Origin of the sequence: Streptomyces sp. DG2A-72, assembly GCF_030499575.1 — a bacterium.
In the GTDB taxonomy this organism is placed as follows: domain Bacteria; phylum Actinomycetota; class Actinomycetes; order Streptomycetales; family Streptomycetaceae; genus Streptomyces.
Genome location: NZ_JASTLC010000001.1, coordinates 7,105,616 through 7,130,344 on the forward strand (window position 1 = coordinate 7,105,616; position 24,729 = coordinate 7,130,344).

Annotated in this window: 28 protein-coding genes and 1 pseudogene; 28 read left to right on the forward strand and 1 reads right to left on the reverse strand. The window is 70.1% G+C overall.

The window, feature by feature from the left end; genetic code table 11:
- Positions 1-230 precede the first annotated feature (230 nt).
- The 22 genes and pseudogenes from QQY66_RS33905 to QQY66_RS34010 all read left to right on the forward strand — a co-directional run bounded on the left by QQY66_RS33905 (position 231) and on the right by QQY66_RS34010 (position 16,170).
- Positions 231-986, forward strand: a complete 756-nt coding sequence (locus QQY66_RS33905) for a site-specific DNA-methyltransferase (protein WP_301987583.1) — start codon at positions 231-233, stop codon at positions 984-986.
- Between the two features lie 207 nt (positions 987-1,193).
- A complete protein-coding gene (locus QQY66_RS33910; RefSeq protein WP_301987584.1) occupies positions 1,194-1,790 on the forward strand; it encodes a DUF4913 domain-containing protein in 597 nt (198 codons plus the stop codon).
- Positions 1,787-2,277: pseudogene (locus QQY66_RS33915) on the forward strand (hypothetical protein). Before QQY66_RS33910 ends, QQY66_RS33915 begins: the two are co-directional and overlap by 4 nt.
- Entirely contained in the window at positions 2,274-2,906 is a 633-nt protein-coding gene (locus QQY66_RS33920) for a DUF3631 domain-containing protein (RefSeq protein ID WP_301984121.1), read from the forward strand. The pseudogene QQY66_RS33915 and the gene QQY66_RS33920 overlap by 4 nt, the downstream one beginning before the upstream one ends.
- A gap of 92 nt (positions 2,907-2,998) precedes the next feature.
- Complete coding sequence (locus QQY66_RS33925) at positions 2,999-3,391, forward strand: GNAT family N-acetyltransferase (RefSeq protein WP_301987585.1); 393 nt, start codon at positions 2,999-3,001, stop codon at positions 3,389-3,391.
- A 27-nt stretch (positions 3,392-3,418) separates the two neighbouring features.
- A complete protein-coding gene (locus QQY66_RS33930) occupies positions 3,419-4,114 on the forward strand; it encodes a hypothetical protein (RefSeq protein WP_301984122.1) in 696 nt (231 codons plus the stop codon).
- Between the two features lie 58 nt (positions 4,115-4,172).
- Positions 4,173-4,880: a hypothetical protein gene (locus tag QQY66_RS33935; protein ID WP_301984124.1), complete on the forward strand. Its 708-nt coding sequence runs from the start codon at positions 4,173-4,175 to the stop codon at positions 4,878-4,880.
- Between the two features lie 201 nt (positions 4,881-5,081).
- Positions 5,082-5,426: an SH3 domain-containing protein gene (locus tag QQY66_RS33940; RefSeq protein WP_301984126.1), complete on the forward strand. Its 345-nt coding sequence runs from the start codon at positions 5,082-5,084 to the stop codon at positions 5,424-5,426.
- Between the two features lie 110 nt (positions 5,427-5,536).
- The gene (locus tag QQY66_RS33945; RefSeq protein WP_301984127.1) at positions 5,537-6,004 is read left to right on the forward strand and encodes a hypothetical protein; all 468 of its coding nucleotides are present in this window, start codon (positions 5,537-5,539) and stop codon (positions 6,002-6,004) included.
- Entirely contained in the window at positions 6,001-6,444 is a 444-nt protein-coding gene (locus QQY66_RS33950; protein WP_301984128.1) for a hypothetical protein, read from the forward strand. The genes QQY66_RS33945 and QQY66_RS33950 overlap by 4 nt, the downstream gene beginning before the upstream one ends.
- A gap of 16 nt (positions 6,445-6,460) precedes the next feature.
- On the forward strand, positions 6,461-6,883 hold the full coding sequence (locus QQY66_RS33955) for a hypothetical protein (RefSeq protein ID WP_301984129.1): 423 nt from the start codon (positions 6,461-6,463) through the stop codon (positions 6,881-6,883).
- Between the two features lie 32 nt (positions 6,884-6,915).
- Positions 6,916-7,800 (forward strand): winged helix-turn-helix transcriptional regulator, encoded by an 885-nt coding sequence (locus QQY66_RS33960; protein WP_301984130.1) that lies wholly within the window; start codon positions 6,916-6,918, stop codon positions 7,798-7,800.
- Positions 7,797-8,309, forward strand: coding sequence for a hypothetical protein (locus QQY66_RS33965; protein WP_301984132.1), 513 nt, complete (start codon positions 7,797-7,799; stop codon positions 8,307-8,309). The genes QQY66_RS33960 and QQY66_RS33965 overlap by 4 nt, the downstream gene beginning before the upstream one ends.
- A 74-nt stretch (positions 8,310-8,383) precedes the next feature.
- The gene (locus tag QQY66_RS33970) at positions 8,384-9,547 is read left to right on the forward strand and encodes an MFS transporter (protein WP_301987586.1); all 1,164 of its coding nucleotides are present in this window, start codon (positions 8,384-8,386) and stop codon (positions 9,545-9,547) included.
- A 50-nt stretch (positions 9,548-9,597) separates the two neighbouring features.
- Positions 9,598-9,936, forward strand: coding sequence for a hypothetical protein (locus QQY66_RS33975; protein WP_301984133.1), 339 nt, complete (start codon positions 9,598-9,600; stop codon positions 9,934-9,936).
- 108 nt (positions 9,937-10,044) lie between these two features.
- On the forward strand, positions 10,045-11,265 hold the full coding sequence (locus QQY66_RS33980) for an ATP-grasp domain-containing protein (protein WP_301987587.1): 1,221 nt from the start codon (positions 10,045-10,047) through the stop codon (positions 11,263-11,265).
- A complete protein-coding gene (locus QQY66_RS33985) occupies positions 11,262-12,425 on the forward strand; it encodes an MFS transporter (RefSeq protein WP_367667012.1) in 1,164 nt (387 codons plus the stop codon). The genes QQY66_RS33980 and QQY66_RS33985 overlap by 4 nt, the downstream gene beginning before the upstream one ends.
- On the forward strand, positions 12,422-13,102 hold the full coding sequence (locus tag QQY66_RS33990; RefSeq protein WP_301984134.1) for an HAD family phosphatase: 681 nt from the start codon (positions 12,422-12,424) through the stop codon (positions 13,100-13,102). Before QQY66_RS33985 ends, QQY66_RS33990 begins: the two co-directional genes overlap by 4 nt.
- Positions 13,103-13,142: 40 nt before the next feature.
- Entirely contained in the window at positions 13,143-14,015 is an 873-nt protein-coding gene (locus tag QQY66_RS33995) for a DUF317 domain-containing protein (protein ID WP_301984135.1), read from the forward strand.
- 41 nt (positions 14,016-14,056) lie between these two features.
- Positions 14,057-14,551 carry a hypothetical protein gene (locus QQY66_RS34000; protein ID WP_301984136.1) on the forward strand — a complete coding sequence of 165 codons (495 nt, stop codon included), beginning with the start codon at positions 14,057-14,059 and terminating at the stop codon, positions 14,549-14,551.
- 24 nt (positions 14,552-14,575) lie between these two features.
- Positions 14,576-15,085: a hypothetical protein gene (locus QQY66_RS34005; protein ID WP_301984137.1), complete on the forward strand. Its 510-nt coding sequence runs from the start codon at positions 14,576-14,578 to the stop codon at positions 15,083-15,085.
- Positions 15,086-15,204: 119 nt separating this feature from the next.
- A complete protein-coding gene (locus tag QQY66_RS34010; protein ID WP_301984138.1) occupies positions 15,205-16,170 on the forward strand; it encodes a collagen binding domain-containing protein in 966 nt (321 codons plus the stop codon).
- 250 nt (positions 16,171-16,420) lie between these two features.
- Here QQY66_RS34010 and QQY66_RS34015 read toward each other — a convergent pair whose 3' ends face one another.
- The gene (locus QQY66_RS34015; RefSeq protein WP_301984139.1) at positions 16,421-17,593 is read right to left on the reverse strand and encodes a hypothetical protein; all 1,173 of its coding nucleotides are present in this window, start codon (positions 17,591-17,593) and stop codon (positions 16,421-16,423) included.
- A gap of 235 nt (positions 17,594-17,828) precedes the next feature.
- Between QQY66_RS34015 and QQY66_RS34020 the strand changes: the two genes are divergently transcribed.
- From QQY66_RS34020 to QQY66_RS34045, 6 genes are all read left to right on the forward strand, one after another.
- On the forward strand, positions 17,829-18,290 hold the full coding sequence (locus tag QQY66_RS34020; RefSeq protein ID WP_301984140.1) for a hypothetical protein: 462 nt from the start codon (positions 17,829-17,831) through the stop codon (positions 18,288-18,290).
- 442 nt (positions 18,291-18,732) lie between these two features.
- Entirely contained in the window at positions 18,733-19,545 is an 813-nt protein-coding gene (locus QQY66_RS34025; RefSeq protein WP_301984141.1) for a hypothetical protein, read from the forward strand.
- A 771-nt stretch (positions 19,546-20,316) separates the two neighbouring features.
- A complete protein-coding gene (locus QQY66_RS34030; RefSeq protein ID WP_301984142.1) occupies positions 20,317-21,324 on the forward strand; it encodes a hypothetical protein in 1,008 nt (335 codons plus the stop codon).
- Between the two features lie 807 nt (positions 21,325-22,131).
- Positions 22,132-22,347 (forward strand): hypothetical protein, encoded by a 216-nt coding sequence (locus QQY66_RS34035; protein ID WP_301984143.1) that lies wholly within the window; start codon positions 22,132-22,134, stop codon positions 22,345-22,347.
- Positions 22,344-23,249, forward strand: coding sequence for a sigma-70 family RNA polymerase sigma factor (locus tag QQY66_RS34040; protein WP_301984144.1), 906 nt, complete (start codon positions 22,344-22,346; stop codon positions 23,247-23,249). Before QQY66_RS34035 ends, QQY66_RS34040 begins: the two co-directional genes overlap by 4 nt.
- Complete coding sequence (locus QQY66_RS34045) at positions 23,246-24,103, forward strand: hypothetical protein (protein ID WP_301984145.1); 858 nt, start codon at positions 23,246-23,248, stop codon at positions 24,101-24,103. Before QQY66_RS34040 ends, QQY66_RS34045 begins: the two co-directional genes overlap by 4 nt.
- Positions 24,104-24,729: the final 626 nt, after the last annotated feature.

Consider the following 24,729-nt stretch of genomic DNA (forward strand, 5'->3'; position numbering starts at 1 on the left):
AGGGCGGATCCCCGGTTGCCGAAATCGTTCGTGATCAAGGCTTGATTTCGGGGCTTTTGGCGGGCGATAGCGCTCAACCGGGGATCGTGCCCTACAGTTTTGACTCCTCCCCCGCGCACCCCCGCCTTCCGTCGGCCGGGCCTTGTCGCACCCGAATGCCGACGACGGGATCACGGCTGCGGGCCGGAGGCATTCCCGTCCTCTTCACCGACCCGAACTGGGGTACCTCTTTGCCTTTTTCCCTGCACCAAGGCGACGCCCTCAGCGTTCTCGCCGAACTGCCGGACGACTGCGTCGACTCCGTCATCACCGACCCGCCCTACAACTCCGGCGGCCGAACCGCGAAGGAGCGTACGAGCCGCAGCGCCAAGCAGAAGTACACCTCCGCCGACGCCAGCCATGCACTCCCGAACTTCACTGGTGAGAACATGGATCAGCGTTCGTACGGGTTCTGGCTGACGCAGATCATGACCGAGGCCCACCGTTTGACCAAGACCGGTGGTACGGCTCTGCTGTTCACCGACTGGCGTCAGCTGCCGATCACCACGGACGCGATTCAGGCGGCCGGATGGCTGTGGCGTGGGGTGCTGGCCTGGCACAAGCCGCAGGCCAGGCCGCAAAAGGGCCGCTTCACCCAGAACTGCGAGTTCATCGTCTGGGCCTCCAAGGGCGCCATCGACGCCTCCCGTAACCCCGTCTACCTGCCGGGCCTCTACAGCGCCTCGCAGCCCTCAGGCAAGGCCCGCCAGCACATCACGCAGAAGCCCGTCTTGGTCATGCGTGAGCTGGTGCAAATCGCTCCGCCGGGCGGCACCGTGCTCGACTTCACCTGCGGCTCCGGTTCGACCGGCGTGGCCGCTCTGCTGGAGGGCCGCGATTTCATCGGCGTGGAAAAGACCCGCCATTACGCGGAAATCGCCGCCGACCGGCTCACCGAGACGCTCCAGCAGACCCTGACCCAGGACGACGTCACCCTCACGTCCTGACCGTCGTCTTCTGATGCCCGGAGCGGCCCGCAGAATGCTGCCCGGCGTCTTTCTCCCTCACCCGCAGAGGCGTTGTAGCACGCAAGTCCCGGTTACCGAAACCGGGGATTGTCCGGATGGTTGGAGCCGAAATCCCACCCGTCGGCTGCGCCTTCAAGGAGACCCCTTTTCGTGCCTGAATCCATAAGCACCCCGGACGACGGGGAGATGGAACCGGTCCGGCTGCCGGAATCCGATCTGGAGAGCATCGAGGCGAAGGTCCGCAAGCTGCTCGATCAGTCGGAACAGCAGGCCCGGCAGCTCGACAGCCTGTCCTCCGCGCCCGCCCCTTCACCGTTCGCCGCCTACGGCATGCCGGGATTCGCGGGCATGCCCCTGCCGCCCGCTCCGCCGGAGCCCCGCCCGATCCTGGAACTGGACGGCGAGGAGTACGAGGACGAACTCGACGCCCTCACGGACTGGGTGGACGACTTCCTCCTGCGCGTCTATGGCTCCGAAGTGACCACCGCGGCGCCCTGGTGCGAGCAGTGGCAGGAGCACGAGGACGTCGTGGCCTGGCTGCATGCCCTGTGGCTGGCCTACCAGCAGCACAAGGACCCCGAGGCGGGCCTGGCCGGTCTGTTCGTGTGGCATCGCGATTTCCTCACGCACGCCATGGCCGCGGTCCGGGCTCCCGGCGGACCGTTGTCGGCGTGCATGACGGACCCGGACCGGCCCGCCCACCGCCTGCTGCCCGGCCCGAAGCCCTCCTCCCGCTCCTCCAGGGAGCCGGAGGAGGACGGCCGTCCAGGCCAGGCCGCATGACCGGCGGCCCCGAGGTCCGGCCGGCCTTCGGCCTCTCCTTCGACCCCCGTGCCCTGACCGACCTGCTCCAGGCCCCAGAAGACATCCGCGATCTGGCACTCGCCCAGCTCCAGGACGTCGTCAACGCCCGGCTGTTCGGCAGCAAGCTCGAACGCGACCTCGCCGGCTGCCGAAAGCTGTACGTCGATCACCGCAACGAGTGGCGCATCGTCTACGCCCAGCGCCCGGCGCCCGCAAACTCCACGCACCGCACCGAGATCCACGTGGTGGCCGTCCGCCCGCGGGCCAGGCACGACGTGTACGACACCGCCCGCGCCCGCCTCGGCATCGCCCGGCGTCCAACGGGCGCGCGGACGCATGCCGCCCGCACCCGCTCCCCCAGCTGGACGCGCCCCAGCCGATCCCTAAGCCGGGCCCGCCGCCGTACGCGATGCCCGGCCTTCCCCGCCCCGCACCCACAACACCCCTGAAGGGCCCCCTTCGTTGACGCAGTTCCCCAACCTGATCGACCAGGTCGCCACCGCCGTCCTGGCGCCCGTCCCGGCGACCGAGAACCCGCACCACCGCGCCATCCTCGACGTGTTCACCGAGGTCCAGGACCTCGACCGGCAGCTCGTCGCCCTGTCCAGCGACAAGCTGCCCGACGGCGTCAGCGCCGCCGAGCAACTGGAGAACCTCACCGACGTCCTCGTCGAACGCATGGCCGCGGGCGCCGAGCTCAACGCGCTGCTGTCCACTTCGTGTTGCTGCGCTGCTGCACCCGAGGACGACGAAGACGACGCGCAGGATGTACAGGACGAGGCGGAGGACGAGGACGACGACTTCCTGTCCTGTCCGAGCCGGCCGAAGACGATCGTCCACGCCTGCCTCGATGTCTTCTCCGTCGTCGGTGACCCGGACACCATGGCCTCCGCCGATCTCGTCCTGTGCCTGCGCGACCTGCCGGGCGACGCCGAGGGCCGCTGGCCGTACGCCGACCTCACCCAGGTCCGCCTCGCCAAGCTCCTGGCTCCCTACGGGGTCCGCACCCGCAACACCACCGGCCACGACAGCCGCCGCTACAAGGCGTACCGGCGTACCGATCTGCTGGACGCACGAGCGGGCTGCTCCTGCTGACGCACCCCGCTCTCGCGCGCACGCGACAGGTAACGGCCCGGGACTGGCACCTGGTCGACGCCTTCCACCAGCACTGCTCGCAGACGAGCCTGCTGCGCCGCTGGGGCCGAACCCGCTTCGCGCGCCGCGACCTTTCGCGGCTGCTCGCCCATGCGGAGTGCTGGATCGGGCTCGACGCCGACGAGGAACCGGTCGGCCTCGTCTGCGTCGGCCCCGTCAGCCACCAGGAGGGCGTCGTCGACCTCGGACTGCAGGTCGCCGACGCCCGCCAGCGCCAGGGCATCGGCACTGCACTGGCCCGGCACGCGGCCGACGCCGCCCGCTCCCGGGGCGCTCACACCCTGAGCGCGTACACCGACGCCTCCAACATCCCGATGCTGCGTCTTCTCGCTTCCCTCGGCCCAGCCGTACACACACGCGACGGCACCCACCGCGATGTCCGCATTGCCCTCGGCGAAACGTCTGCCGACAGCGGGCCGTCGTGATCACTCCCACCGAGAAACCAACCGCCCATGCCTCCCACTCCTCCTCCGCCTGCGAAGAAGGCGCTCACGGCCCTCGATCACCGCATTGAGGCGGCTGTTGGCCACAGCATCGATCAGCTGTGGCAGCACCGCGACCGCGACCTCCTCGACGAGCCGCATGCCCGCCTGGCTGACGCACACCGCGCTCTTGTCCAGGCCGAACACACCGTGACCTTCTACCGGGTCCAGCTCCAGAGGCTGGCCTCCGGTGAGTTCGCCGTCGACCATGCCTTGTTCACGCGCATCAACCGCACCGTCGCCACGCTGGAGGAGGCCGCCGCCACACGCGATGATCGCGAGCAACAGGTCAAGGCGGCGCTGGAGCCCGTGGAAGCCGCCACCCGAAGTCGCAGGACCGGTCCGTCGGCGGAGCTGCCTCCGCCCGATCATGCGGCCCTGCTCGCCATTGCCCAGGGCGCCACACTGCGGGAACACCTGCTGACCCAGCGCCTGTCGGTCGTGACCGCCTCTGGCACCCGGGTCACCTACAGCCAGTTCCGTCGTTTGGAGCAGGCTGGTCTCGTCGCACGCGACGACTCCCACCCGCTGCACGCCGGGCAGCCCGTCACCCTCACCGACGCCGGCCGCTCACTCCTCGTCGCGCCGCGACCGCCCGGACCACAATCCTTGCCGCCTGTGCGGCGGGCTGGAGCCTGGCCGGCTGCGTCCGCCCCTCGGCGCTGAAACGCCTCAACGGTCCACTCGCGCACTCCTCGTTCCTGCCTGCGATCCGAAAGCATCGATGCCCACATCCACACCGGACTTCCGCCTCGACGGCTACGAGGCCGTCAACGACCGCGTTGACGAGCAGTTCTGGCAGCACATCGCCATCGAGCAGGACATGCTCACCGTCCTGGCCGAGCACCACACCAGCGACGACCAGCACGGCTTCTACGTCCTGCACAACGGGGCCGTCACCTGGGGGATCCCCGGCGAGCCCCAGATCGTCGCCCTGCACCTCAAGCGCGACACCGTCTCGCGCACCTTCCGCTTCGCCCACGCCGAGCTGCCCCTGCCGGCCATGGCCCAGTCCTGGCTGATCGCCCGCGGCTGCCCCGAGGAGAAGATCCTCCTGCCGCAGGGTATGGGCACCATGCCCGCTGACGACGCCACCCGGGCGCTGGAGGAGCGGCTGCGCCGCGACGGCGACCACTTCGCCTTCCTGACCAGCTACACCCACGACAGCGAGCCCGTCCAGACCACCGTGCTCCTGCGCGCCCTCGACGAGAGGGCGCCCGTGCCGTTCCGGGTGCTGCTGGAAGAGGCCGACACCTTCACGCACACGCTGCGCGAGGGCGGCTTTGCCTCCTTTGAGGCCGCCACGACCTGGTGGGAGGCGCACTGGAGCGGCGAGGACATCCCGCTGCCCGCCCCGGCACCACCCGCCCGCCGCACCACGCTGCCCGCGGCTCCGGCACGCCCCACGCCGCCGCGCGGCCCGAGCCGCTGAGCCGAATACGAGAACTTCCCCCGGTGTCACGCCATTTCGTGCCGGTACGGATGCCGTTCCGCGTATGCGAGTGCGGAATATAGCAGCACATCCCCGGTTACCGAAACCGGGGATTCTCCGGACTCTTGAATTCGGCCCGCACGGGATCTGCCCGGGCCTGTTCCTGCATTTTTCCTTCCCCTCTATGGAGTCCAATTCCCCATGCGCTCAACCCGAATAGCCGTCTCGGCTGCGCTTCTCGGCGCCCTCGCTCTGCCCCTGGTCTCCGCGACCGCTGCGAGCGCCGTACCCGCCCAGGTGCCTGCCTCGATGACCGACCCGTCCTGCACCGGTCCGGGGCCGTGGGTGGTCGGCACCAAGGCCGTCACCATCCGGTCCAAGGCGTCCGCCACGTCCACCGCCGTCGGGATTTTGTACCGGGGCCACAAGTTCACCGTGCACAAGACCAGCGGAAAGTGGCGCTACATCACCGACAGGACGACTGGCGTCAAGGGCTGGGTCTCCGCCACCTACGTCTACCGCTCCGTCGGCATGTGCCTGGACTAGCCAGAAAGCTGCCCCGGCCAAGTCTGTTCTGAATTGCCGCCATCTGTAAGGCGGTTGGGTCGTGAAATAGCGGCCCTGTTTCCCCGAATGCCCACGGAAAGGAGCTTGCTGTGCCCGATGTCGACGATGTGCTGGGCGTTCTCACCGAGCAGATAGAGACCCGCTTCCAGATGCCGATCGCCGCGCTGCGCCAAGCTGTATCCGCCGCTCCCCAGGCCAGCCCGGAAGCCGTCACGATCGTGCGCTGGCACGGCCTGCTCAGCGAGGCCCAGCAGGTATTGGACCGGGCCGAAGACGTCCTTGCCGAAGCCCTCGCCCGGCACGTGGAGGCTGTGCCCGACGGTGAGTTCGTCGAGCTGCCCGAGCAGGTTATGCGGCTCGCGCGCACGGTGAACGTCGCGCACGCCGTGCGGCAGGGACGCGTCATGACGGTGCGCCACCTCCTTGACCCCCAGGCGATCGGAAACCGCACGGCCCTGTGGCGCTCGCCGGCGGCGCGCCGGGGCCCGGCCCTGGCGACCACCGCACCGTCCGTGCCCGCCGCCGGCCAGGCTCCTGTACGCGGAGCGGTCCGATGAGCGTGATCGACAAGACCTCCACCCAGGACAGCCTGCTGGAGCAGGCGTTCGGAGCCCCGGTCCGAGAGCTGTATGCGCAGGCGACAGGGCCTGACGCCTCCGCGGCCCTGGTGCGCGCGCTGGAGCTGCGCAGCTTCTTGGTGGTGGCCGAGGAACAGGTCGCCCGGGTACGGGACCGGGTCCACCAGGCCACCGCCGGCGACCGGGACATGAACGAGCTGTCCGCCGACGATCTGCGCTTCGACGCCCAGTGGCTGGAGGCCGCGCTGTCCGGACGCAACGGCTACATCGCCGCCCTCGGTGAGCTCCTGCGGACCATGCCCGAGCGCGGCCAGCGCCCACCTTGGCCCGTCCAGTTTGCCCAGCAGAAGATCACGGCCGTTGCCTCGCCCGTCCCGGCGTCCTCGCGCGCCGGGGCGGTGCGAGCCCACCGCCCCTGAAAGTCCCACCGACCCTTTGTCCCAGCCTTCCGCCAGCGACTCGCAGAAGATCGCCGGGCGCATCGAGGACCTCTACGCCAAGCCGCTGGCCGACCTAGAAGCCCTCGCCGACCTCAATCCCGAGGGCAGCATGCTGGCCGCCCTGATCAGCGGTCTCACCGATCTGCAGTTCGCCGAGCGCAACATCGCCTTCCAGCTGCAGCGGCTGCGTGAACTGGCCCACCCGGAACGTCAGATCGGCTCCGTCGAGGCCGTCCACATCCTCGACTGCGCCCGCCGGATCGCCGACTCCGTCGCCACCCGCGACGTCTACGCCAAGACCCTGAGCGGCGTCCTGGCCAGTCTGCACCGCGTGCCCGCCCCGGCGGCGAGTCCTGAGCCCGTACCCGCTGCCGCACCGGCTGCTGCGCCCGCGCGTGCTGCCGCCCGCACTCGCTGACCTTCCCCACCCCCGTTTGAGGAGTTCCCCCTTTGGCCGCCACCGGTCTGCCCCGCACCACCCGCACTGACCTCGCACGCGTCACCGAGTCGCTGGACATGCTCGCCCCGCGCTGGAGCGTGTGGACGCTGATGACGCTCGCCGAACAGCCGCTGCGCTACATGGAGATCAGGTCTCAGCTGTCGTGGCTGCACTCCGGCCAGCTGAACCCCCGGCTGCGCAAGCTCACCGACTCGGGTCTGATCCAGCGCACCGAACACGGCCCGCGCCACGTCACCTACAGCCTGACGGCGCGGGCAACCGAGCTGCTGCCCGCCCTCACTGTCATCGCTGCCTGGGGGGACGAACACCTGGAGAAGGAACTCGTACGCAACGCGCGCACGGGAGAGATGGAGCCCGAGCGGATTCCCGCGGCCCAGAATGCCGAGGACACCATTGTCCTGATCAGCCCGCGGCACACCACCCCGATCTTGTGGGCGTTGAAGGCCCGTGGGGCGGCGAGCGCGAAGGCCCTGGCCGCCGAGGCCATGCCGACCTACGGGCTGCCCGCCGTCTACCTGCCGCTGGACCGGCTGGTCGCCGACGGCCTGGTCGTCAACCGCTCTACGGCCACGGGCGTCGGCGAGTATCAGCTCTCCGCAACAGGCAGGGCCCTCGCGCCCGTCTTCCAGAGCCTTTCGGCCTGGGCGGCCGGCCGCCCGATCGAAACCGCCGGCGCCCACCCGCTGTGGGGGCAGGCACCCGCCTCCGCCCAGACGCGTTCCGGGCCGTGGCTGACCACCCAGACACGCCTCCCGGCTCCCGCAGCCCCCACTGCTCCGACCGCGGCCCCGGCGTGGCGGGGCGGCGACCTCTTCTCCCACCAGACACCCGCCCGCCCCCTGACGGTCTCCCCGGCAGGAGGCCCGCGCCGATGAGCCGCACCGCGATCCTTAACCATCCGCACACGGGCCGCGTGGTCAGCGCACTGTCCCTGCCGGCTCTGATCCGGCTGGTCAGCGAGATCGACGACAACGGCCCCATCAGCCACCAACGCGGCAGCCTGCAAGGCGCCTTCGGCGACCTTCCCCGACACCAGCTGCGTTACGCCACCGACGTAGCACGCGCGCTCGGCCTGGTGCACTTCGCCGACCGTGCACCGGCTCGCTACCGGCTCACCGAGGCGGGCGAGGACCTCGCCGAGGTGTACGACACCGTCGCCCGCTGGTCGCGTACCCACCAATACCCCAGCGAGGCCAGCGACTTCGTCACCCGCGTCCAGCAGACCCTGAAACTGCTCGGCACCGTCCTCCGAGCCGAGGCGGCCTTCGCGCCTGCGGAGCTGCGGGACGCGCTGGCCGAGTGGCTCCAGACGCACCCGCAGGTCCTGCACGCGGTGGCATCCCGCTCCTCCCACACGGAGGATGAGACGGAGCACGCTGCGTGAGAGCCCGCACCGGAAGTCGGCCCTCCCGCCGGCCGGTTTCCCCGCTGCTGCGCGGCGTTTATCTGCCGCGCAGCATGGACGCCGCCGCGTTCGCCATGACCACGTACGGCATCCCCCTGCTGGTACTGGCCACCACCGACTCCGCGGCCCTGACCGGGCTGGCGTTCGCACTGGAGTGGATTCCCCGCCTGGGGACATTCGCGGTGGCCGGTGCCCTGGTCGACCGCTACGGCTCCCGCCGAGTCTTCCGCCTCGCTTCGGCGGCGCGCGCCCTGGTCGTGCTCGCCGTCGCGCTCGTCCTGCCACAGCAGAACGACCCCGTTGCGGCCACCGTCACCGTCCTGCTGCTCGCCGCCTCCACCGGAGCGCTCACGGAGTTCTCCTACGTCGCCGCCGAGACCGCAGGTGCAGTGGCCGCCCGCGCCGCCGACGCGCGTGCCCACCGTGTGCAGGCGGTCCTGCTCGGCATCGACCAGACGGCGACCCTGGCCGGACCCGCGCTCGCCGGGCTGCTGCTCCACTGGACAGGTGCCGCCGGCATGCTGACGGCGATCGCCGGGTTCTCGCTGCTCGGCTGTGCCCTCGCCCCTCGCCCAAGAGACCACGAGCAGGTCCGTGAGACGGAGCCCGTGCGCAAGGGGCTGCGCACGGGCTGGTCGACCCTGCAGTCGCTGCCCGCGCTCGGCTGGCTGGTGACCGGACTGACCCTGTCCAACCTGGCGGTCGGACTCCTGCAGGCCGCCGCCCCGGTGATCGTGGTCAAGCAGCTCGGGCACTCCACCGCCGACGTCGGCCTGATCTGGTCGGCCGCCGCCCTTGCCTCCCTCGCAGCGGTCGCCGTCTGCCGCAAAGCCATCGACCGCTACGGCCTGTGGCCAGTGGGCGCCGTCTCCGCGGCGATCGCTGCCACCGCGTGCCTGACCGTCTCCTTCACCCACACCTACAGCGCCTACCTCGCACTCACCGCTGTCCTCATGGCTGGCGAAGGCGGTATGACCGTGGTGCTGCGGACCCTGCGCACCCACCTCATCCCGCCTGAGGTGTTCGGCGCCACCCTCTCCCTGACCATTCTGCTGCTCCTGCTGCCCTTTCCCCTCGCCGGAATCCTCGTCGCGGCCGTACCGCCCTCGCTGCTCGGCCACGCGATCACCGGCTGCGCCGTCCTGCAGGCCCTGGGCCTCGCCGTCACCTTCGCGCGCCTGCGCACCGTCCCCGGCCTGCGCGCCTCCTTCACCTGAACCCACCCGGCCGCCCGCTGCCGACCGCTCGTCCTCACGGAGACCACCCGATGCCCACGCCCCACGCCTGCGCCCACCAGCACCCCGGGACGGCGGCCCGTCTTTCGCGCCGCGCGGGATCGAGGCCCACGATCACCGACCGCTTCCTCGCCTTCGACGCCCAACACCCCTACGTCTACCGGGCTTTGGAACGGCTGACCGCCCAGCGGCTGGCCTCGGGGGCCACCCGCATCGGGCTCAAGGCCCTCTTCGAAGACGTGCGCTGGCAGCTGCCCGAGGGCATCCGTGGCCTCAGCAACAACTTCACCGCTCTCTACGCGCGGAAGCTGATCGCCGATCACCCCCACTGGGCCTCCGCCTTCGAGCTGCGGCGCCGGCGAACCCCCTGACCTGCCCGCATCCCAGCCCTCGACTGCCCCTTTCCTCTTTCCTGTTTGGAGCCCTGCTTGTCCTCTCGTACCGGTAACCCGGTCGTCCTGATCGTCGCCGCCGCGGACATGGAGGCCGAGGCATACCGCGGGTTCTGTCTGGAGAACATCGCAGCTCACTACGACGTGGTCCTGGTCACCAGTGTTGAACCCACGTGGGAGCGCGCCTTCATCACAGACTGGGAAGTCGCCGATCCCACCGACCAGGCCGCCCTGGCCGTGGCCGGCCATGCGTTGGCAGCACGCCACCACCTGGCCGGGATCATGACCTGGACCGAGTGGTATCTCGTTCCGGTCGCACGCCTCGCCCGCCGGCTTGGCCTGCCCGCCAGCCCGCCGGAGGTGATGCGGGGCTGCCGCAACAAGGCCACCGCACGCGCTCTCTTCGCCCGCCACGGGGTGCCCTCGGCCGCGTCCGCCCGGGTCCGCACCGTCGAAGAAGCCGTCCAGGCCGCGGCGCGGATCGGCTACCCGGTCGTCCTCAAGCCCGCCGCGCACGCGGCCAGCATCGGCGTGATCCGCGTCAACACCCCCGGCGAACTGCCCGCCGCGTCCGCGATCGCCGCGCAGACGGCAGGACGTGGCGTGGAGAGCCGCGAGGTCCTGGTCGAGGAGTACCTCGACGGGGACGAGGTGAGCGTCGAGTGCGCCACCTTCCAGGGCCAGACCACGGTCGTCGCCGTCACCCGCAAGACCGTCGGCTTGGAGCCCTACTTCGAGGAACTCGCGCACACGGTGGACGCGGCCGACCCACTGCTGGCCACCGTGGCCCCGGCCGCCGAAGCCGCGATCGCCGCGTTGGGCATCACAGGCGGGATCAGCCACGTCGAGATGCGCCTGGTCGCCGGCCGCCCGAGGCTGATCGAGGTCAACGCGCGCATCGCCGGCGACCTGATCGGCCACCTCGTCCACCTCGCCACCGGCGTCGACCTCGCCCGTGCCGCCGCCGACATCGCCTGCGGACGCGCCCCCGACCTGACCCCCACCCGCCGCGAGGCCGCAGCGATCCGTTTCATCTATCCGGCCTACTCCGGCACCCTCACCGTCTGCCGCCTTACGGAACGGACCAGGGGACTGGAGCGTGTCCGTTTCCAGCGACAGGCCGGCGACCAGCTCGTGCTGCCGCAGGACGGAGGAGATCTGTTCACCGCGCGCATCGGCCTCCTGATCACCACCGGCCCGAGTGCCGCCGTCGCCCAGGCCCGCACCCAGGAGGCATACCGCAACCTCGACGTCCAGGTGGCTGCCGCTGCGCAGACGGACCCGGCCGGAGAGGGCCTCGCCGCGTGAGCCACGCCGTGGCGACCGAGCTGGTGCGCAGCCGCCGTCTGCTGACCGGGTATTTCGCCGGTCTCGGTGTGGTGATGGCGGTGTGGGGCGCGCGCATGCCCGCCGTCCAGAAGACCGCCGGCTTGAGCACCGCCGAGCTCGCCCTGGTCCTGCTGGCCGCCGCCCTCGGCATGGTCGCCGGACTGCAGACGGGAGGACGCCTCGCCCACCCGGCCCGACTCCCCGCGCTGCTGACCGGCGGCGCCATCTCTCTCGCCGTCTGCCTCGCCGCCCTCGGGGCATGCCGCAGCCTGGACACCCTCCTCGTGGTGGCGTTCGTCTTCGGCGCCGCGCACGGCGTGCTCGACGTGGCTGTCAACGCCGCAGCCGTCCGCTGCCAGAACGCCCACGGGCGTCCGATCATGGCCGGACTGCATGCGAGTTACAGCCTCGGCGCCCTCGCAGGCGCCGCAGTGGCCGCGGCCACCGCGCACACCTCCCACACCGTCCTGTTCGCCGGCGTCTCGGCCACTGCCACGGCAGCGGCCTGCGCGACGGCTCAGCGCACCCGTTGCGTTGCCACCCCCGGACTCGAGCCCGTCCACACCCCTGGCACACCGCGCCCGGACGAGCGCGGGGGTTTGTCCCGGCCCCGGTTGTGGCTGCTGGGCGCATTGGCGGCCGCAACTCTGCTGGGCGAGGGGGCCGCCGCCGACTGGGCCGCCATCCACCTGCACAACCTCGATGCGACAGCCACGGTCAGCGCGGCGGCGTTCGCCCTCTACAGCGCAGCCATGGCCGTCGGACGCCTCGCCGGAGACCGGCTCACCACCCGTTTCGGCGCCCCCGCCGTCGTACGCACCGGCGCCGCCCTGGCCGCCCTCGGTCTCGCCACGGGCCTGGCCGGCTCCACCATCGCCTTCGCACTGCTCGGGTGGACGGCCTTCGGCCTGGGCCTGTCCGTCACGATCCCCAGCCTGATCACCGCCGCCGGAGCCGGCGGACCCCGCGCGGTCGCCACCGTCGCGGTCACCGGCTACGTCGGCCTGCTCGCCGGACCCGCCCTCATCGGCGGCCTCGCCACCCTCACCGCCCTGCCGATCGCGCTGCTGCTGCCCGCCCTCCTCGCAGCCGCCGTCGCCGCCCTGTCCCACAAAGCCCTGGAGACCCTCGCCCCTTGACCAGCCCCTCCGCTTCCCCGGCCGCCCTGGCCGCCGTGATCATCGACTACAACGGTGTTCTGGGCCGACAGCCCACCCTCGCCATGTGGACCCGCCTCGCCGACCTCGCCGAATGGTCCAGCGGGCACATCTCCTCCTTCCAGGACGCCTTCTGGGCTCCTAGGGAGGCGTACGACGCCGGAGAGCTCAGCGACCTCGCCTACTGGGCCAAGGTCCTCGGCCACCACCCCGGCCCGCGGCTGCTGCGCACCCTGCGCGCCGCCGACACCGCCATGTGGATCCACACCGACGACCGCGTCCTCGACATCCTTTGCCGCGCCCGTGCCGCGGGGCTGCCCATGGTGCTGCTCTCCAACGCCCCGCACTTCCTGAGCGACACCCTCGATGCCACCGACTGGCGGCGCGAGCTGATGACCGACGCCCTGTACTCGGCCCGCCTGGGCCTGTGCAAGCCCGACCCGGCCGCCTACGAACACGCCCTCGCAGCCACCGGCATCGCCGACCCCGGACGCGTCCTGTTCATCGACGACCGCGAAGACAACTGCCAGACGGCAGCCGCTCTGGGCCTGCGCACCCTGCACTACACCGGCCAACCCGCCGACCTGGAGAAGCAGTTGCTCCCCGCCGGCCCGGCCGCCGTGCGCACGCCGGCAGCCCCGCGCGGCACCAGCACCTGATCTCGCCTGCCACCGCTCCACCCCGACCCCCAGGACCCCTGTGCCCGATACCGAAGAGATCGACGGCGACGTCTACGTCTCCCCGCGCTACCTCGCCGGCAGCACCTTCACCGGCGACCCCGCGCTGGAGCCTCTCCTCACGCTCGGTTTTGATCTCCGTCATGACGACCTCGGCAACGCCTACGTCACCGCGCCCGACCACCGCATCCGCCTCGGGTACCTGCCCGAAGGAGACGACGACGGACTGTGGAGGATCAACGCCTACCGCGACCGCTTCGGCCCGCCCGCGTGGGGCGTCAGCTTCAACGACTCCGCCCCCACGGAGTTCGTGACCGCCTTCACCACCGCCCTCGCCCAGGCATACACGGCCGGACCCGACACGTATCTGGCCCCGCCCGACCTCAAGGACCCCGAACTCGGCGCCTTCGACGCCGTGGTCCCGCTGATCAAGAACGGCTGGCAGTTCCAGCACCCGCGCTGGGGCGTGATGGAACTACAGCCCCCCGACGGAATGGCCACCCTCGAATACACCACCGGCCGCCTCGACCCGGCAAAGGAACTCACCACTCTGGAGGCCCGCTGGTACCTGTGGGGCGGCCCGAAGAGCGGCCACGCCCGCTGGTACGCCACCGCCTCCACCCACACACCGACCGCCCTGGTCAAGGCCATCACCCAGAGTGTGGCCGACCCGGCGCCCCTGCCGCGCTGGAAGGACTCGCTGCTTCCCTGGCTGCGCGAATCCGCACAGCTCTCCCCCGTCACACCACCCGCACCCCCGGTACCCACTCCGCTCGACGTCCAGCGCGCCGCCGCCCGCCGCCCGCCGGCCCTCGGCACCCGCAGCGTCCCTCGCTGGAGCACCACCACCGTTGCCGCGGCTCCCGCCGCAGCCGGTACCGGCCCACGCCGCTGAACGATCCCTCCTTCCCACGCACGCCAGAAGGCATTTGGTAAGTGTCCCTGCACGCCCAGCAGTTCTTCACCGAGCACCTCGCGCTCCCGTTCGCCGATGGCTGGGTCGTCGGCAGCACGTACTACGCCACTCCGCTGCCCAGCAGCCCACTCCGGCTGCGCATCGACTTCTCACGGACGATCGTCGCCGAGGAATACGGGGGCCTGCGCCTAGCCGTCATCCACCCGGACAAGGGTGAACTCGATGCCGTCGCCTTGTCGTTCACCGAACACGGCACCTTCGCCCACCGTGACGCAGCCCGCAACACGCAACCGGGGCAGATGGGCTACGGCATCATCCGGGTCTTCAAAGACCGGCCGGACTGGGTGCCGTGGCAGGGCGCGCACGTCGCCCATCTGCGTGCGGCGATCGAGCGGTACACGGCGGTCTGGTTTCCCGGTGCTTGGCAGACCGCTCCGCCCGTACGCAGCCGGAGCCGTACGGCGCGCAACGTCCCCACCGCCCCGGCCGGCGCCTCAGCAACACGAACACGCTGACCCGCTTCCCGAACACGGAGATACATGACCCCGCCCCGCTGGCTGGCCCTCCGGCGCCGACCGCAGCCCGAGGCCACTCGCACCGCCGAGCCCGAGGCCCACTCCCTGCCCAGACCGCAGGGCACCTGGCTCACGGACCCGGACTTCCGCGCCCGGCTGCGTTCCGCCACGCTGACCATGCTCGACCTGGTCGAGAACGTCATGGAAGACGACTTCACCCTGGCCGAGGCCATCGACGGCTGCCGCTACCACGCCGCCGAGTTGCTCAACATTCCCGCCGAGTACGGCATCCTCGTCGAAGCCGATGCCGCCGCCCAGATCGTCGAAGCCGCCGGCCTGCCCGCGGGCTCACCCTTCGGCATCTCCATCGCCCAGGGCCTGGCCCGCATCCAGACGCTGTCCATCGAGGACCAGCAGAACCTCGTACGGGCCGCCGCCCGCCGCTACGCGATCAACGCCCCCACACACCGTCCAGCGCGAGCCCGTCCGGCACCGCCCTCCCCGACGGGCCAGCCGTCCCGCAGTACCCGTTGACCGGCCTCACCCCGCTCGCTACCGGCGGGCAGCCCTGCCCGCGTCCCACCCAGGAGAGTTCCTACTTGCGCACCCGCTCTGCCCGCAGCCTTCCCGCCGCGACCATTACCGTCGCAGCCGTGACTGGCACGATGGCCTTGGCCCCCGCTGCCTCGGCGCAGACCCCCGAGCCGACACCGACCACCAGCATCACCCCGCTGAATGTGGCGGCGACCGGCGGCGTCACCATCCTGAAGAAGGATCCCGGAGGAGACGTTCTCGCCGGCGCCACGTTCACCCTGCTCGACTCCACAGGCCAGCAGGCCGCCAGCGGCACGACCGACGCCGACGGCCAGTTGGCCTTCAAGGACCTGGCCCCGGGTGTCTATCGGCTTAAGGAGGTCTCCAGCGGCAGCCCGCTGCATGACGTGGTCGATGACCAGGACGTCATCGTCACTCCGGGCGCCGACGCACCGCTGACGATCATCGACCCCTTCAAGCCCGCCTCCCTCCTGCTGAAGGCCAGGGACGAGAAGAGTGGCAAGCCGCTGGCCGGATCCACCGTCAACATCGGAACCGGCGACAAGACCGTCCTCACGCTCACCACGGGCCCCAACGGCACGGCCACTGCACAGCTGCCCGTCAACAGCCGCACCGGCACCAGCTTCTGGGGCAAGCAGATCAAGGCACCGGCCGGGTACGACCTCTACAAGCCCGCGCGCGCCTTCACCGCGAAGCCCGGCGAATCGGTCACCGTGACCATCACCAACGCCAAGACCGCCAGCACGACGCCGAGGCCCAATCCTTCGGAGAAGCCGTCCGACAAGCCGAACCAGGACGAGCCGACGTCGGACAGTCCGACTCAGGACAAGCCTGGTAAGGACGGCAGCGCCTCCTCACCGTCCGCCTCGGCGTCCGACGTCCCGGTCGCGCGCCAGGCCGCATCGAGTACCTCGGCGCCGGCTCCCGAAGGCACGCTCGCCCACACCGGCGCCGACGCCACCCCATGGCTGCTCGGCAGTACGGGCCTCCTGATCGCCGCCGGTGGCGGCGCGGTCCTGGCAGCACGCCGACGTCGTCCCGACGGCGACGTGTCCGAGGACTGACCAAACCTGACCCACGACGTAAGGCCCCAGGGATCCAAGCCGCGGCGGATTCCTGGGGCCTCACGCATGCCCGGATTTCGTACCCTGCGACCTCGCCAGGATCCATCGCACTCGATCGAGCGAGCCCGAAGAATATCTTGCCCGCACCGGTGCCGATGCCGTACGGCCGAGGCGGGTGCAGTTACGCGGATTCCGATGGGAATGGGCCCCCTCGCCCACGAGCGACTGCCGGACTTGCCCTGCTGGTCTGCTACAGGTCACGGCCTGCGCGCCACGCGGACCGGCGGGCGCGATCCTTGTCGCGCAGGCATGTCGCCAGACCAACGAACTCGTTCCTGGCCTCCTGTGGGTCGCGGCCCTCGAGCAGGAGCTCGGTCAGGGATGCCACCGGCCAGACGACCAGTACGCCGTGTCGTGCGAAGTACACGGCGAGGGTGCGGATGCGGAAGGTGTCGGCAGTGTCGAGCCACGCGCCGGCGAGCAGCTTCCAGATGCGGCGGCGTGCCCGGCTGGTGGCGACGTCGGCGGTGACCACGCTCGCGATCTCCAGCAGGGTCGCGCCGTCGGGGCCGTCGAGGACGAAGGTGTGATCGTCCCAGTGGTCGAAGATCACCGGGCAGTTGATGCCCCAGGGCGTGCCGATGGGCGGATCACCGGCCAGGCGGCGCATCTGCTCCAGGGCACCCGAGGTGATCAGCCGCTGCGTGAGGGCCAGGGGGTCGGCGATTGCCTCGTTGTGCGCGCTACGGTGCAGTTCCTCGACGCTCGGAATATCCTCTCGGAACACTCGGAACAGCGGGTGTTCGATGCTGTTGTTGCGGTAGGCGTACTGGAACGCGGCGAGGATCCAGCTCAGCCGGGCCAGGCCCCGTTCCTGCCCTGGCCCGCCGAGCCGTCCGAGCGGGGCGTGCGCGGTGAAGTAGTCGCGCATCCGGTTGAACAGCTCGCCGAGTACCGGTTCGTCCGGCAGGCCGGGACGGGAGAAACCGCGGTGTCCCCGCTCTGCGGAGGTGAACACCATGCCGACTGTCGCTCCCGCTTCGCGTGCCGTCTTGAGGTCGATCCAGTCGCTCGGTGTCGGACGCATGTCCAGTGCCCGCTCGCGGCGATCCTCAGGCAGACCAGCGTGGGTGGGATAGCGCGCCGCCTGGGCGTCTGCCCAGGAGCGCGAGACGAGCCCGGCGCCAGCCAGTCCCAGCAGTGCCGCATAGGGTGGGGCGGGCTGGATCAGTGCGGCCAGGCGCAGGGTGAAGGCCCGGCCGGCCTGGCTCCAGTGGTGTCTGTCGACCGCTCCCTCCGGGCGCGTGACGAAGCGGTCTCGGACCTGGTCCGCCATGTGCCGGGCCGCCTCGGACGATCCGGGCAGCCGTGCCTCGCACCAGTCACTCAACTCACCGTGGTACAGGTGTGAGACGACCGACATGCGGTGATTCTACGATCATCGGCCAGCGCGACGGGAGACCGCCAGTTACCCGAACTACCTTGCGGTATGCGTTGATTAGCGATCGTTTGGTGCTGTAAACGAGCTGCCGCTCGTCGTCGGTTACGCCGGCCGTGAGGAGGATCTGCCAGCCCTGTACCGCGCGCAGCCCTGTGGACAACCCCTGACCGGGCCCGTTCAAGTCGCGCGCCAAGCGACCGCGCCGTAGACCGGACGTATGGTGCTGCGACCGCCGGTGGAACCGATGCTGGCGCAGGCCCGCGACCAGCTGCCCGCACCCGGAACCCTTCCAGGCCAGCTGGTCTTTCAGCCGAAGTTCGACGGCTACCGGGCGCTGGTCTTCACCCCATGCCCGGCGCCCGGACCGGTGCTGATCCAGTCCCGCCGGGGGAGCCTGATTCAGTCCCGCTTTCCTGATCTCGCCGCTGCGGCCGGGCATCTGCCGGACGGCCTGGTCCTCGATGGGGAAGTGGTCGTGTGGTCGCGCGAACAGCTGTCGTTCGAGGCGCTGCAGCGCCGGGCCGCGTCCAGCGGGGGCGCAGCTGGGCGGCTGGCTGAGGAGATTCCCGCACACTTCATAGCTGGAGTACGCGCGGGTTCCTGGGCGGACCCCAGGGGCGCGATCGGACGAAGTCGTCAGGTAGACGACCCATGTTCGAGCTGTCCCACAGGGGTGTGAGATTCCTGCAATCACACGCAGATTCCGCGAGCGATCTTCGTAATCTGCGAGTTTATGCGGGTTTCCGAAACCCGTTCCCTGGCTCCTGGATCCAACGCACCCCTGAGTGCGCACTCCCCGGCCGTGCTTAGCGTGCACGGCTGAGGGGGAGCTGGCGGAGTCGGAGCACGGGCTTCGTTCCGAAGCGCATACACCGTGACGGACACCGCGCGTTCCACGCTTCAACAACGCTTCACCGGGGGCAGGGATGACTGAACGGCAGGGATCGCGCCCGCGGGCGCCACGCATCCGCACGCGCCGTACCGCACGCCCTCGCCCACCGGCACCGTCGGCGCGGGAACCGGCCTCCGGCTCGGCAGACGCCGGCCACCTCCGCCGTGGCCTGCGCTTCCTCCTGGACTGTCTCAACCCGGGCAGCGAGGGAATTCCCCTGGGTAAGCGAGTGGCGACGGTGACCGCCGCGGGCATCCTCGCCACGAGCGCGGCGCTGTTCGGGATCTGGATCCAGACCGCTCCTCCGGTAACCGACCACGTGCACTCCAGCGAAGGCAAGGCGCAGGACCGCGCCGACCAGCAGGAGCCGCCCTTCGCACAGACCGATCCCGTCTACGACTGGAGCGGCCACGGCAAGGGGGGCGCGTACCAGTCCTGGGCCCTGGACCGGAGGCTCACCGCGGCCGAGGCCCGTGTGCTGAGGGGGATCGACCTCAACGACCCGCGCAGCAAGGACCGTCTGGCCCACTGGGCGCGGTCGATCGGCGCCCGCCCGATCCTCGAGAGACCCGAGGTCGTGCTGACGTTCCAGCTTCGGGGGACCCGTACCAAGCCGGTCGTCATCAACCAGTTCCGGGCGAACGTCGATGAAGCGACCTGCCGTACCTCCAAGGCCGTGACGGTCATCAGCTTCACATCCCAAGGGGGCGGAGCCCCGGCACAGCTGACATTCGATCTCGACGACCCCCACCCCGTCGCCGAGCTTGAGGACGAAAAGGGCTCCGGCCCCTACCAGGCACGCCGCTTCGACTCCCTCAGCGCCGACGGCGACCCGTCTGGCTTCCGTGTCGAGGCGTACTCCAAGAGGACCTGCCAATGGACGATCGAGGCGGACTGGGAGGACTCATTCGGTAAGGACACCTTCACCATCGACGACAACGGCAAGCCCTTCGTCATCGAAGCCCCCGTTCACGCGACCGAGCTATGGGTCGACAACTGGACGACGAAGCGGTTCGTCCCCGAAGAAGAGTTCCGCTGGTAAGTGCCTGTGGCCGAGGTCGCGGCTCCTACCTTCCCCAGCACTCCGAGGCTCACCTGGCCTGGACTGTCATGACGCTGTTGACGCGTCGGCTGACGAAACCGGTGGCCGACTGGCGCGAGTCCAAACGCCCGCCGACCCCCACCGGCCCCGCCCCAGCGGATCCGCCTGCACCCCTGGACCATCCGCCTCGCCCCCGCACCCCGGTGACCAGGCAGCTCGCCGGGCTCAAGCAGCCGGGGCGGCGGTGAACGTCGCTCGCGCCGTGTCGTTCCTTGCTCTTCGGTGCCACTGATTCTTGACCGTTTGTCACTTTGACCGGTGCCGTTCAGTCGGCCCGGAGGAGGACCTCCTTGCGCAGCGCGCGCAGCAGGGTCAGGGCATCCTGGTCGACGCGGCGAACCGAGCGTCTGGTGTGAGGCTCGACGCCGGGCCGTGGGGGTGGAGCTGCCGTGGCCGGAGGCGTGTGTGGGCTCATAACACTGGGCCGGGCGTGCAGCGGTTATTCCGTGTGCTTCGAGCGCCCCTGAGTGCGCTGGTTGCGCCTCTGCCTGGTGATGTCGAGAAGATGCCAGGCTGGAGGGAAACGGGGGCTGGGCGCCGATGGGCCGCCCCTGGCATGCCGGTGGTGACCGGCCTGTGCCTGCTGGTGAGCCATCGTGCCGGAGTGGCTCTGGGGCCGCCGGGTTGCTTGACTTCTGAGGGAATACCATGCAGCACGATGCCGCAGACGCCGCTTCACGCCGACTCGATGTTCCCGCGCTGTGGTGTCCCGTGCCAGAGGCCCTCAATCCCGGCTGGTATCAGCTGGAGACCTCGGCCGTCGCCTGGATGAGGCAGTTCAAACTGGCCTCCGACCCAGCCCAGGACCGCCGTTTGGCATCCTTTGCCGTAGGAGAGCTCGGCGCCCGCATTCTCCCTCGGGCCACGGACCTGCGCCTTGCACAGTTCGCGACCGACCAGATCATGTGGCTCTGTGCCTTTGACGACAGCTTCTGCGATGAAGGAACGTATCGCCGTGACCCCGCCCGCATGGCCTTCCTGGTCGCCGACATGATGCGTACCGCCGAGACGGGCCAGCCCCGCACCGAGCACCCCGTGATGGTGGCGTTGGCCGACCTGCGTCGGCGCCTGAACTGCGACAGCTCGCCGGTTCAGAGGTCACGGTGGGTCCATGCCCTGCGGGCGTATCTGTGTTACCAGGTCTGGGAGGCGGGGCACCGGGCACACGGAACCGTCCCTGACCTGCCCGCCTACCTCATCGCCCGGATCTCCAACGGCGCCATGCCGGTCTGTGCCGCTGCCCTCGACATTGCCGGAGGCTACGAAGTCCCCGGCCCGGAAATGGAATCCCCTGCCATCCGGGCCCTGAGCGAAATGTGCGGCGAGACGGTTGGATTCGACAACGACATCATCTCGTACTGGAAGGAGGCCCTACGCGCCGACGACGGCATCAACCTCATCGATGTCCTCGCCCGAACGTACCGCCTCCCGCTCGGCGAGGCTCTTCGCGAGGCGGTGGCCTTGCGCGACCGTGTCCTGGCCCAGTACCTGCGCCTGCGCGACCAGGTGCTGCCGACCGTCACCGAACCCACCCGCTGCTACATCGCCGACCTCGACGCCTGGATCCGCGGCAACCTCGACTGGGGCATGGCCTCACACCGCTACCTCAATCCCGAGAACCCCGCCTCCCTTCCCACTGCCCCCGTCGCTGCTGCACCTACCTGCACCGACACCAGCCCCATCCCAGGGATCACGTCCTGGTGGAACCTGCCCCCCTGACCCGGACCACCTACGTGGCGCCGCACACCCGCTCTCGCACGCGTAGTGGGCCTGCCGTTAAGGAGGCTGCCACCAGGGGCAAAATGACCCGCGCCCTCCAGGGCCGACTCCAACAGCCGCTTGGTCAGTTGCTGGAGAAGTCCGCCCTCGCCGGTCAGCTGCAGGCCCTCAGCTTGGGCTCGGCCCACCAGCTCGTCGATGAACTGGTCGTCAACGGCCTTCACCGACACAGCCTTCGCGGGCTCGACGGCCTCAGACTTGGACACGTTCTCACTGGTCATCGATGCATCTTCCATGATCGGGAGTTACACCGAACGTCCTACAGTCCCAGATCAGGCGGACGCTGCTGTCGCTGACGGCGAACAGCCCGGAATGGGCGCTGCCGGCCCGGGGACATTTTCGGCTCTCGCCTGGCCTTCAACTGCGGTCAGGCGAGAGCCGTGTGCTCGCTCCCCATTGTTCTCGGCACGGGAGCGGGCCCTTCCGGATGGAAGGCCGACACCGATGAGGTGTCCTGTTTCCATTGACGGGGGTGGGCGCTCCGATTGCAAGGAAAACCGGGAACTTCCACCCCGAGGCGCTGCGAGCTGGGCGTTAGGGGTGATGGAACGGTCAGGTGTGCGCGCCGGGGTGACGCCCTGTGATTGTCATTGTTCCGTGATTTCGCGATCACGTGGCGTAGCAAATCGGTTTGTGGCCATGCTGATTGACCTCCCCGGCGGCGGCTCGGCACCCGCCTACCGGGGATCCCTGGCGGCTTTCGGATGGGGCCGCTCGGTGTATCGGCCGACCCGAAGGAAGTTGCGGATGACCAAGCAGCTAATGATCGCCACGGCGACGGTGACAGTGTTCGCCTGGAGCGTGGTGATGGTGGCGTTCGGCCAGACGGCCGCGATCGCCACACTCGCCCCGGCACTGGGGCTGACAGTGCACCAGATCGTCCTCGTGACGCGCTCCCATGGCGCGCCAGCCCCGGGACAGCCCGAGGCGGCGGTCGGGGACAAGGAGGGCGGCGCCCCGTGACCACGCCCTTCGAACCGCCGGCACCACCACCGGCACGGCGCACCCTGACACGGCCCGGCCGCAAGCTCGGGCCGATCGCGGAAGAAACCAGCAGCGCCCACCGCGCCTGGCTGGAGCCCTTGCGTGACGCGTACCTGGACAGCGGGCTGACCCTGAGCTGCCTCAGCGACCGGGTGCGGCTGGCGAAGTCGAAGATCTCCGAGCTGCTGCGCGGGACGGGCCTATACCCGCGGTGGGAGATCCTCTTCAGCCTGTCCCGCGAGCTGAACATGCCCTACTGGCCGCTGTACCAGCTGTGGCGGCAGGCGGCGTTCGAGGCGCACAAGAGCCGGGAGTGGATTGAACGGTGCACCGAGAAGACCGTTCTGACCGCCACGCATGCAGCCCCGCCATTGGACCACCGCGCCTTCCGTGAACTCGTGGAGAGTCACTACAGCCTCTACGCCCAGGTCTTCCTCGAGGACGATGTGCGTGACGCCGCGGTGTCCGACACCTTCGACATCCTGTGGCTGCGCTGGGAAGAGGCGCTCGCCAGCGCAGACACCCGGCGATTCGCCTGGAACGTCCTGCGCGCCACGGTGATGGCGAAGACGCCGCACGTGGACGGCCGGCCCGAATTCGGATGGTCGGCGTTCGACACCGTCGCCCTGCAGGCCCTGACCGCCGAGAGTGACCGTGCCGATCAGATGGCGGAAAGCATCGGGCTGTTCAAGGCGATGAGCCGGCTGCCCGACCACCAGCTCGACGTCATGGTCCTGCGCAGCCTGTGCGGGATCCCGCCCGAGGACGTCGCAGCCCTGCTCGGAGTCCCGCCGGCCACCGTGCAGTCGGACGAGCGCCACGCCGTGCACTTCCTGGAGAGCGTCATCTGCCCGCCCGAGACCGAAGGGAACACCGCATGACCCGCCGCATCGAAGACATCCTCTCCAGGGCTCTGCTGGTCCGCGACCGCACCGTCCCCCGCGACATCGTGCCCTCCACCCTCTCCACACACCGCGGTGAACAGCCGGACGCAGAGCAGCCCAGGAAGACGGACACGACGAACGCGGCCGCCGAAGACCTGCGCGCGCTGTGCGAAACCCTCCTCACCCACACCCCGGCCACCGCCGTCTCCAACTTCGTCACCGAGCAGGTTCCCGAACCCCGCAGCGCGCTGGTCCTGGCCTGCGTGCTGCAACTGACCGACACCGATGAGGGAGCACGCTTTTGGTGGCAGTACGCCGCCGGCGCCGGACAGCCCGCCGCCGCGTACTGCCTCTACCTCCATCACCTGTCCCTCGGCGAGAGCGACACGGCCGACTGGTGGCACCGCCAGACCGACGACGTCCAGCCACCCCCCACGCCACCCGCCCACGACACCGACAGCACGACCGCCGAAGCCCCCGCCTCCTGGCACCCGGCAGACCACCAGCTCGTCAGCACCTCCACCACGACGATCCTGAGGGTCCTGCGGCACCTGGCGAAGTACCAGGCCCGCCCCCGCTCAGCCGCCGTCACCGCACTCATGACCTACGTCCCCACCGCCGTCGCCATCGGCTACCTCCGCCGGCCCGAGCTGGACCTGCCCACACCCGGCCCCGACTTCGCACGCCGGATCAGCATCCTGCTCGCCACGGCCGGCAACCGGCCCCACCTCACCAACTCCCTCCCGGCACGGCCGGATTCAGCAGTGGCAACCCGACGCGATGCCGCCACCCTCCTCACCGAGAGCAGCGAGTCGGCTCACCAGCAGATGGGCGAGACCGCAAAACGGTGAACACCTGAATGCCGCCGACGGCGACGTCACTGCCGCCGTGCGCGGCTCGTGGAGACCGGGCGCGTCCGCGCGGACGTCCTCTACCGCACTCCGGGGTGCAGGCAACTATTAGTGGAGCGGCTCCTGCGGCGGTGTCCGGGTCTCAGTCGGGTGTGGATGGGCTTCGGGTGCCGGTGCGGCGGGAGGCGGAGGCACCGTCCGTTGCGGGGCGCGCGGCCAGTGCGGCCACGAGCCGCCGTCCCCAGCTTTTGGGAGTCTCGGCGGGGGGAGGTGCGGCGGCCAGCGCCTGTACGAGTCGGCCAATGAAGCTGTCGGCGCGGATCATCCGTACTCCGGATCTCGGCGGTGGCTTGCAGAGGTTCAGGCTACGGCGGCGAATTGACGGTGAAGGGTGGTTTCGGGGTGACTTCGCCCGATCGTGCGCAGTTGCTGGACCAGGGTGCAGTGGAACGGCACGGACTGAGGGGGAGACGCTGAGTCGGGGCTTCCGGCGGGCTTGTGCGGGAGTCTTGCTCGTGCCAGGTATCGGACAGGAGGTACCTGTCCGAGTCCGTTGAGGCCCGAGGAAGCCGCTGCGCCACCGGCCGTACCCGACGGCGCAGCCGCCGTCTGGCCGCGCAGAGCGC

Bases quoted from the DNA above. Each gene is read 5' to 3' on its own strand.
- QQY66_RS33910 (WP_301987584.1), top strand. From the start codon at position 1,194: ATGGAACCGGTCCGGCTGCCGGAATCCGATCTGGAGAGCATCGAGGCG.
- QQY66_RS33930 (WP_301984122.1), top strand. From the start codon at position 3,419: ATGCCTCCCACTCCTCCTCCGCCTGCGAAGAAGGCGCTCACGGCCCTC.
- QQY66_RS33935 (WP_301984124.1), top strand. From the start codon at position 4,173: ATGCCCACATCCACACCGGACTTCCGCCTCGACGGCTACGAGGCCGTC.
- QQY66_RS33940 (WP_301984126.1), top strand. From the start codon at position 5,082: ATGCGCTCAACCCGAATAGCCGTCTCGGCTGCGCTTCTCGGCGCCCTC.
- QQY66_RS33950 (WP_301984128.1), top strand. From the start codon at position 6,001: ATGAGCGTGATCGACAAGACCTCCACCCAGGACAGCCTGCTGGAGCAG.
- QQY66_RS33965 (WP_301984132.1), top strand. From the start codon at position 7,797: ATGAGCCGCACCGCGATCCTTAACCATCCGCACACGGGCCGCGTGGTC.
- QQY66_RS33970 (WP_301987586.1), top strand. From the start codon at position 8,384: ATGGACGCCGCCGCGTTCGCCATGACCACGTACGGCATCCCCCTGCTG.
- QQY66_RS33975 (WP_301984133.1), top strand. From the start codon at position 9,598: ATGCCCACGCCCCACGCCTGCGCCCACCAGCACCCCGGGACGGCGGCC.
- QQY66_RS33980 (WP_301987587.1), top strand. From the start codon at position 10,045: ATGGAGGCCGAGGCATACCGCGGGTTCTGTCTGGAGAACATCGCAGCT.
- QQY66_RS34005 (WP_301984137.1), top strand. From the start codon at position 14,576: ATGACCCCGCCCCGCTGGCTGGCCCTCCGGCGCCGACCGCAGCCCGAG.
- QQY66_RS34015 (WP_301984139.1), bottom strand. From the start codon at position 17,593: ATGTCGGTCGTCTCACACCTGTACCACGGTGAGTTGAGTGACTGGTGC.
- QQY66_RS34020 (WP_301984140.1), top strand. From the start codon at position 17,829: ATGGTGCTGCGACCGCCGGTGGAACCGATGCTGGCGCAGGCCCGCGAC.
- QQY66_RS34035 (WP_301984143.1), top strand. From the start codon at position 22,132: ATGACCAAGCAGCTAATGATCGCCACGGCGACGGTGACAGTGTTCGCC.
- QQY66_RS34045 (WP_301984145.1), top strand. From the start codon at position 23,246: ATGACCCGCCGCATCGAAGACATCCTCTCCAGGGCTCTGCTGGTCCGC.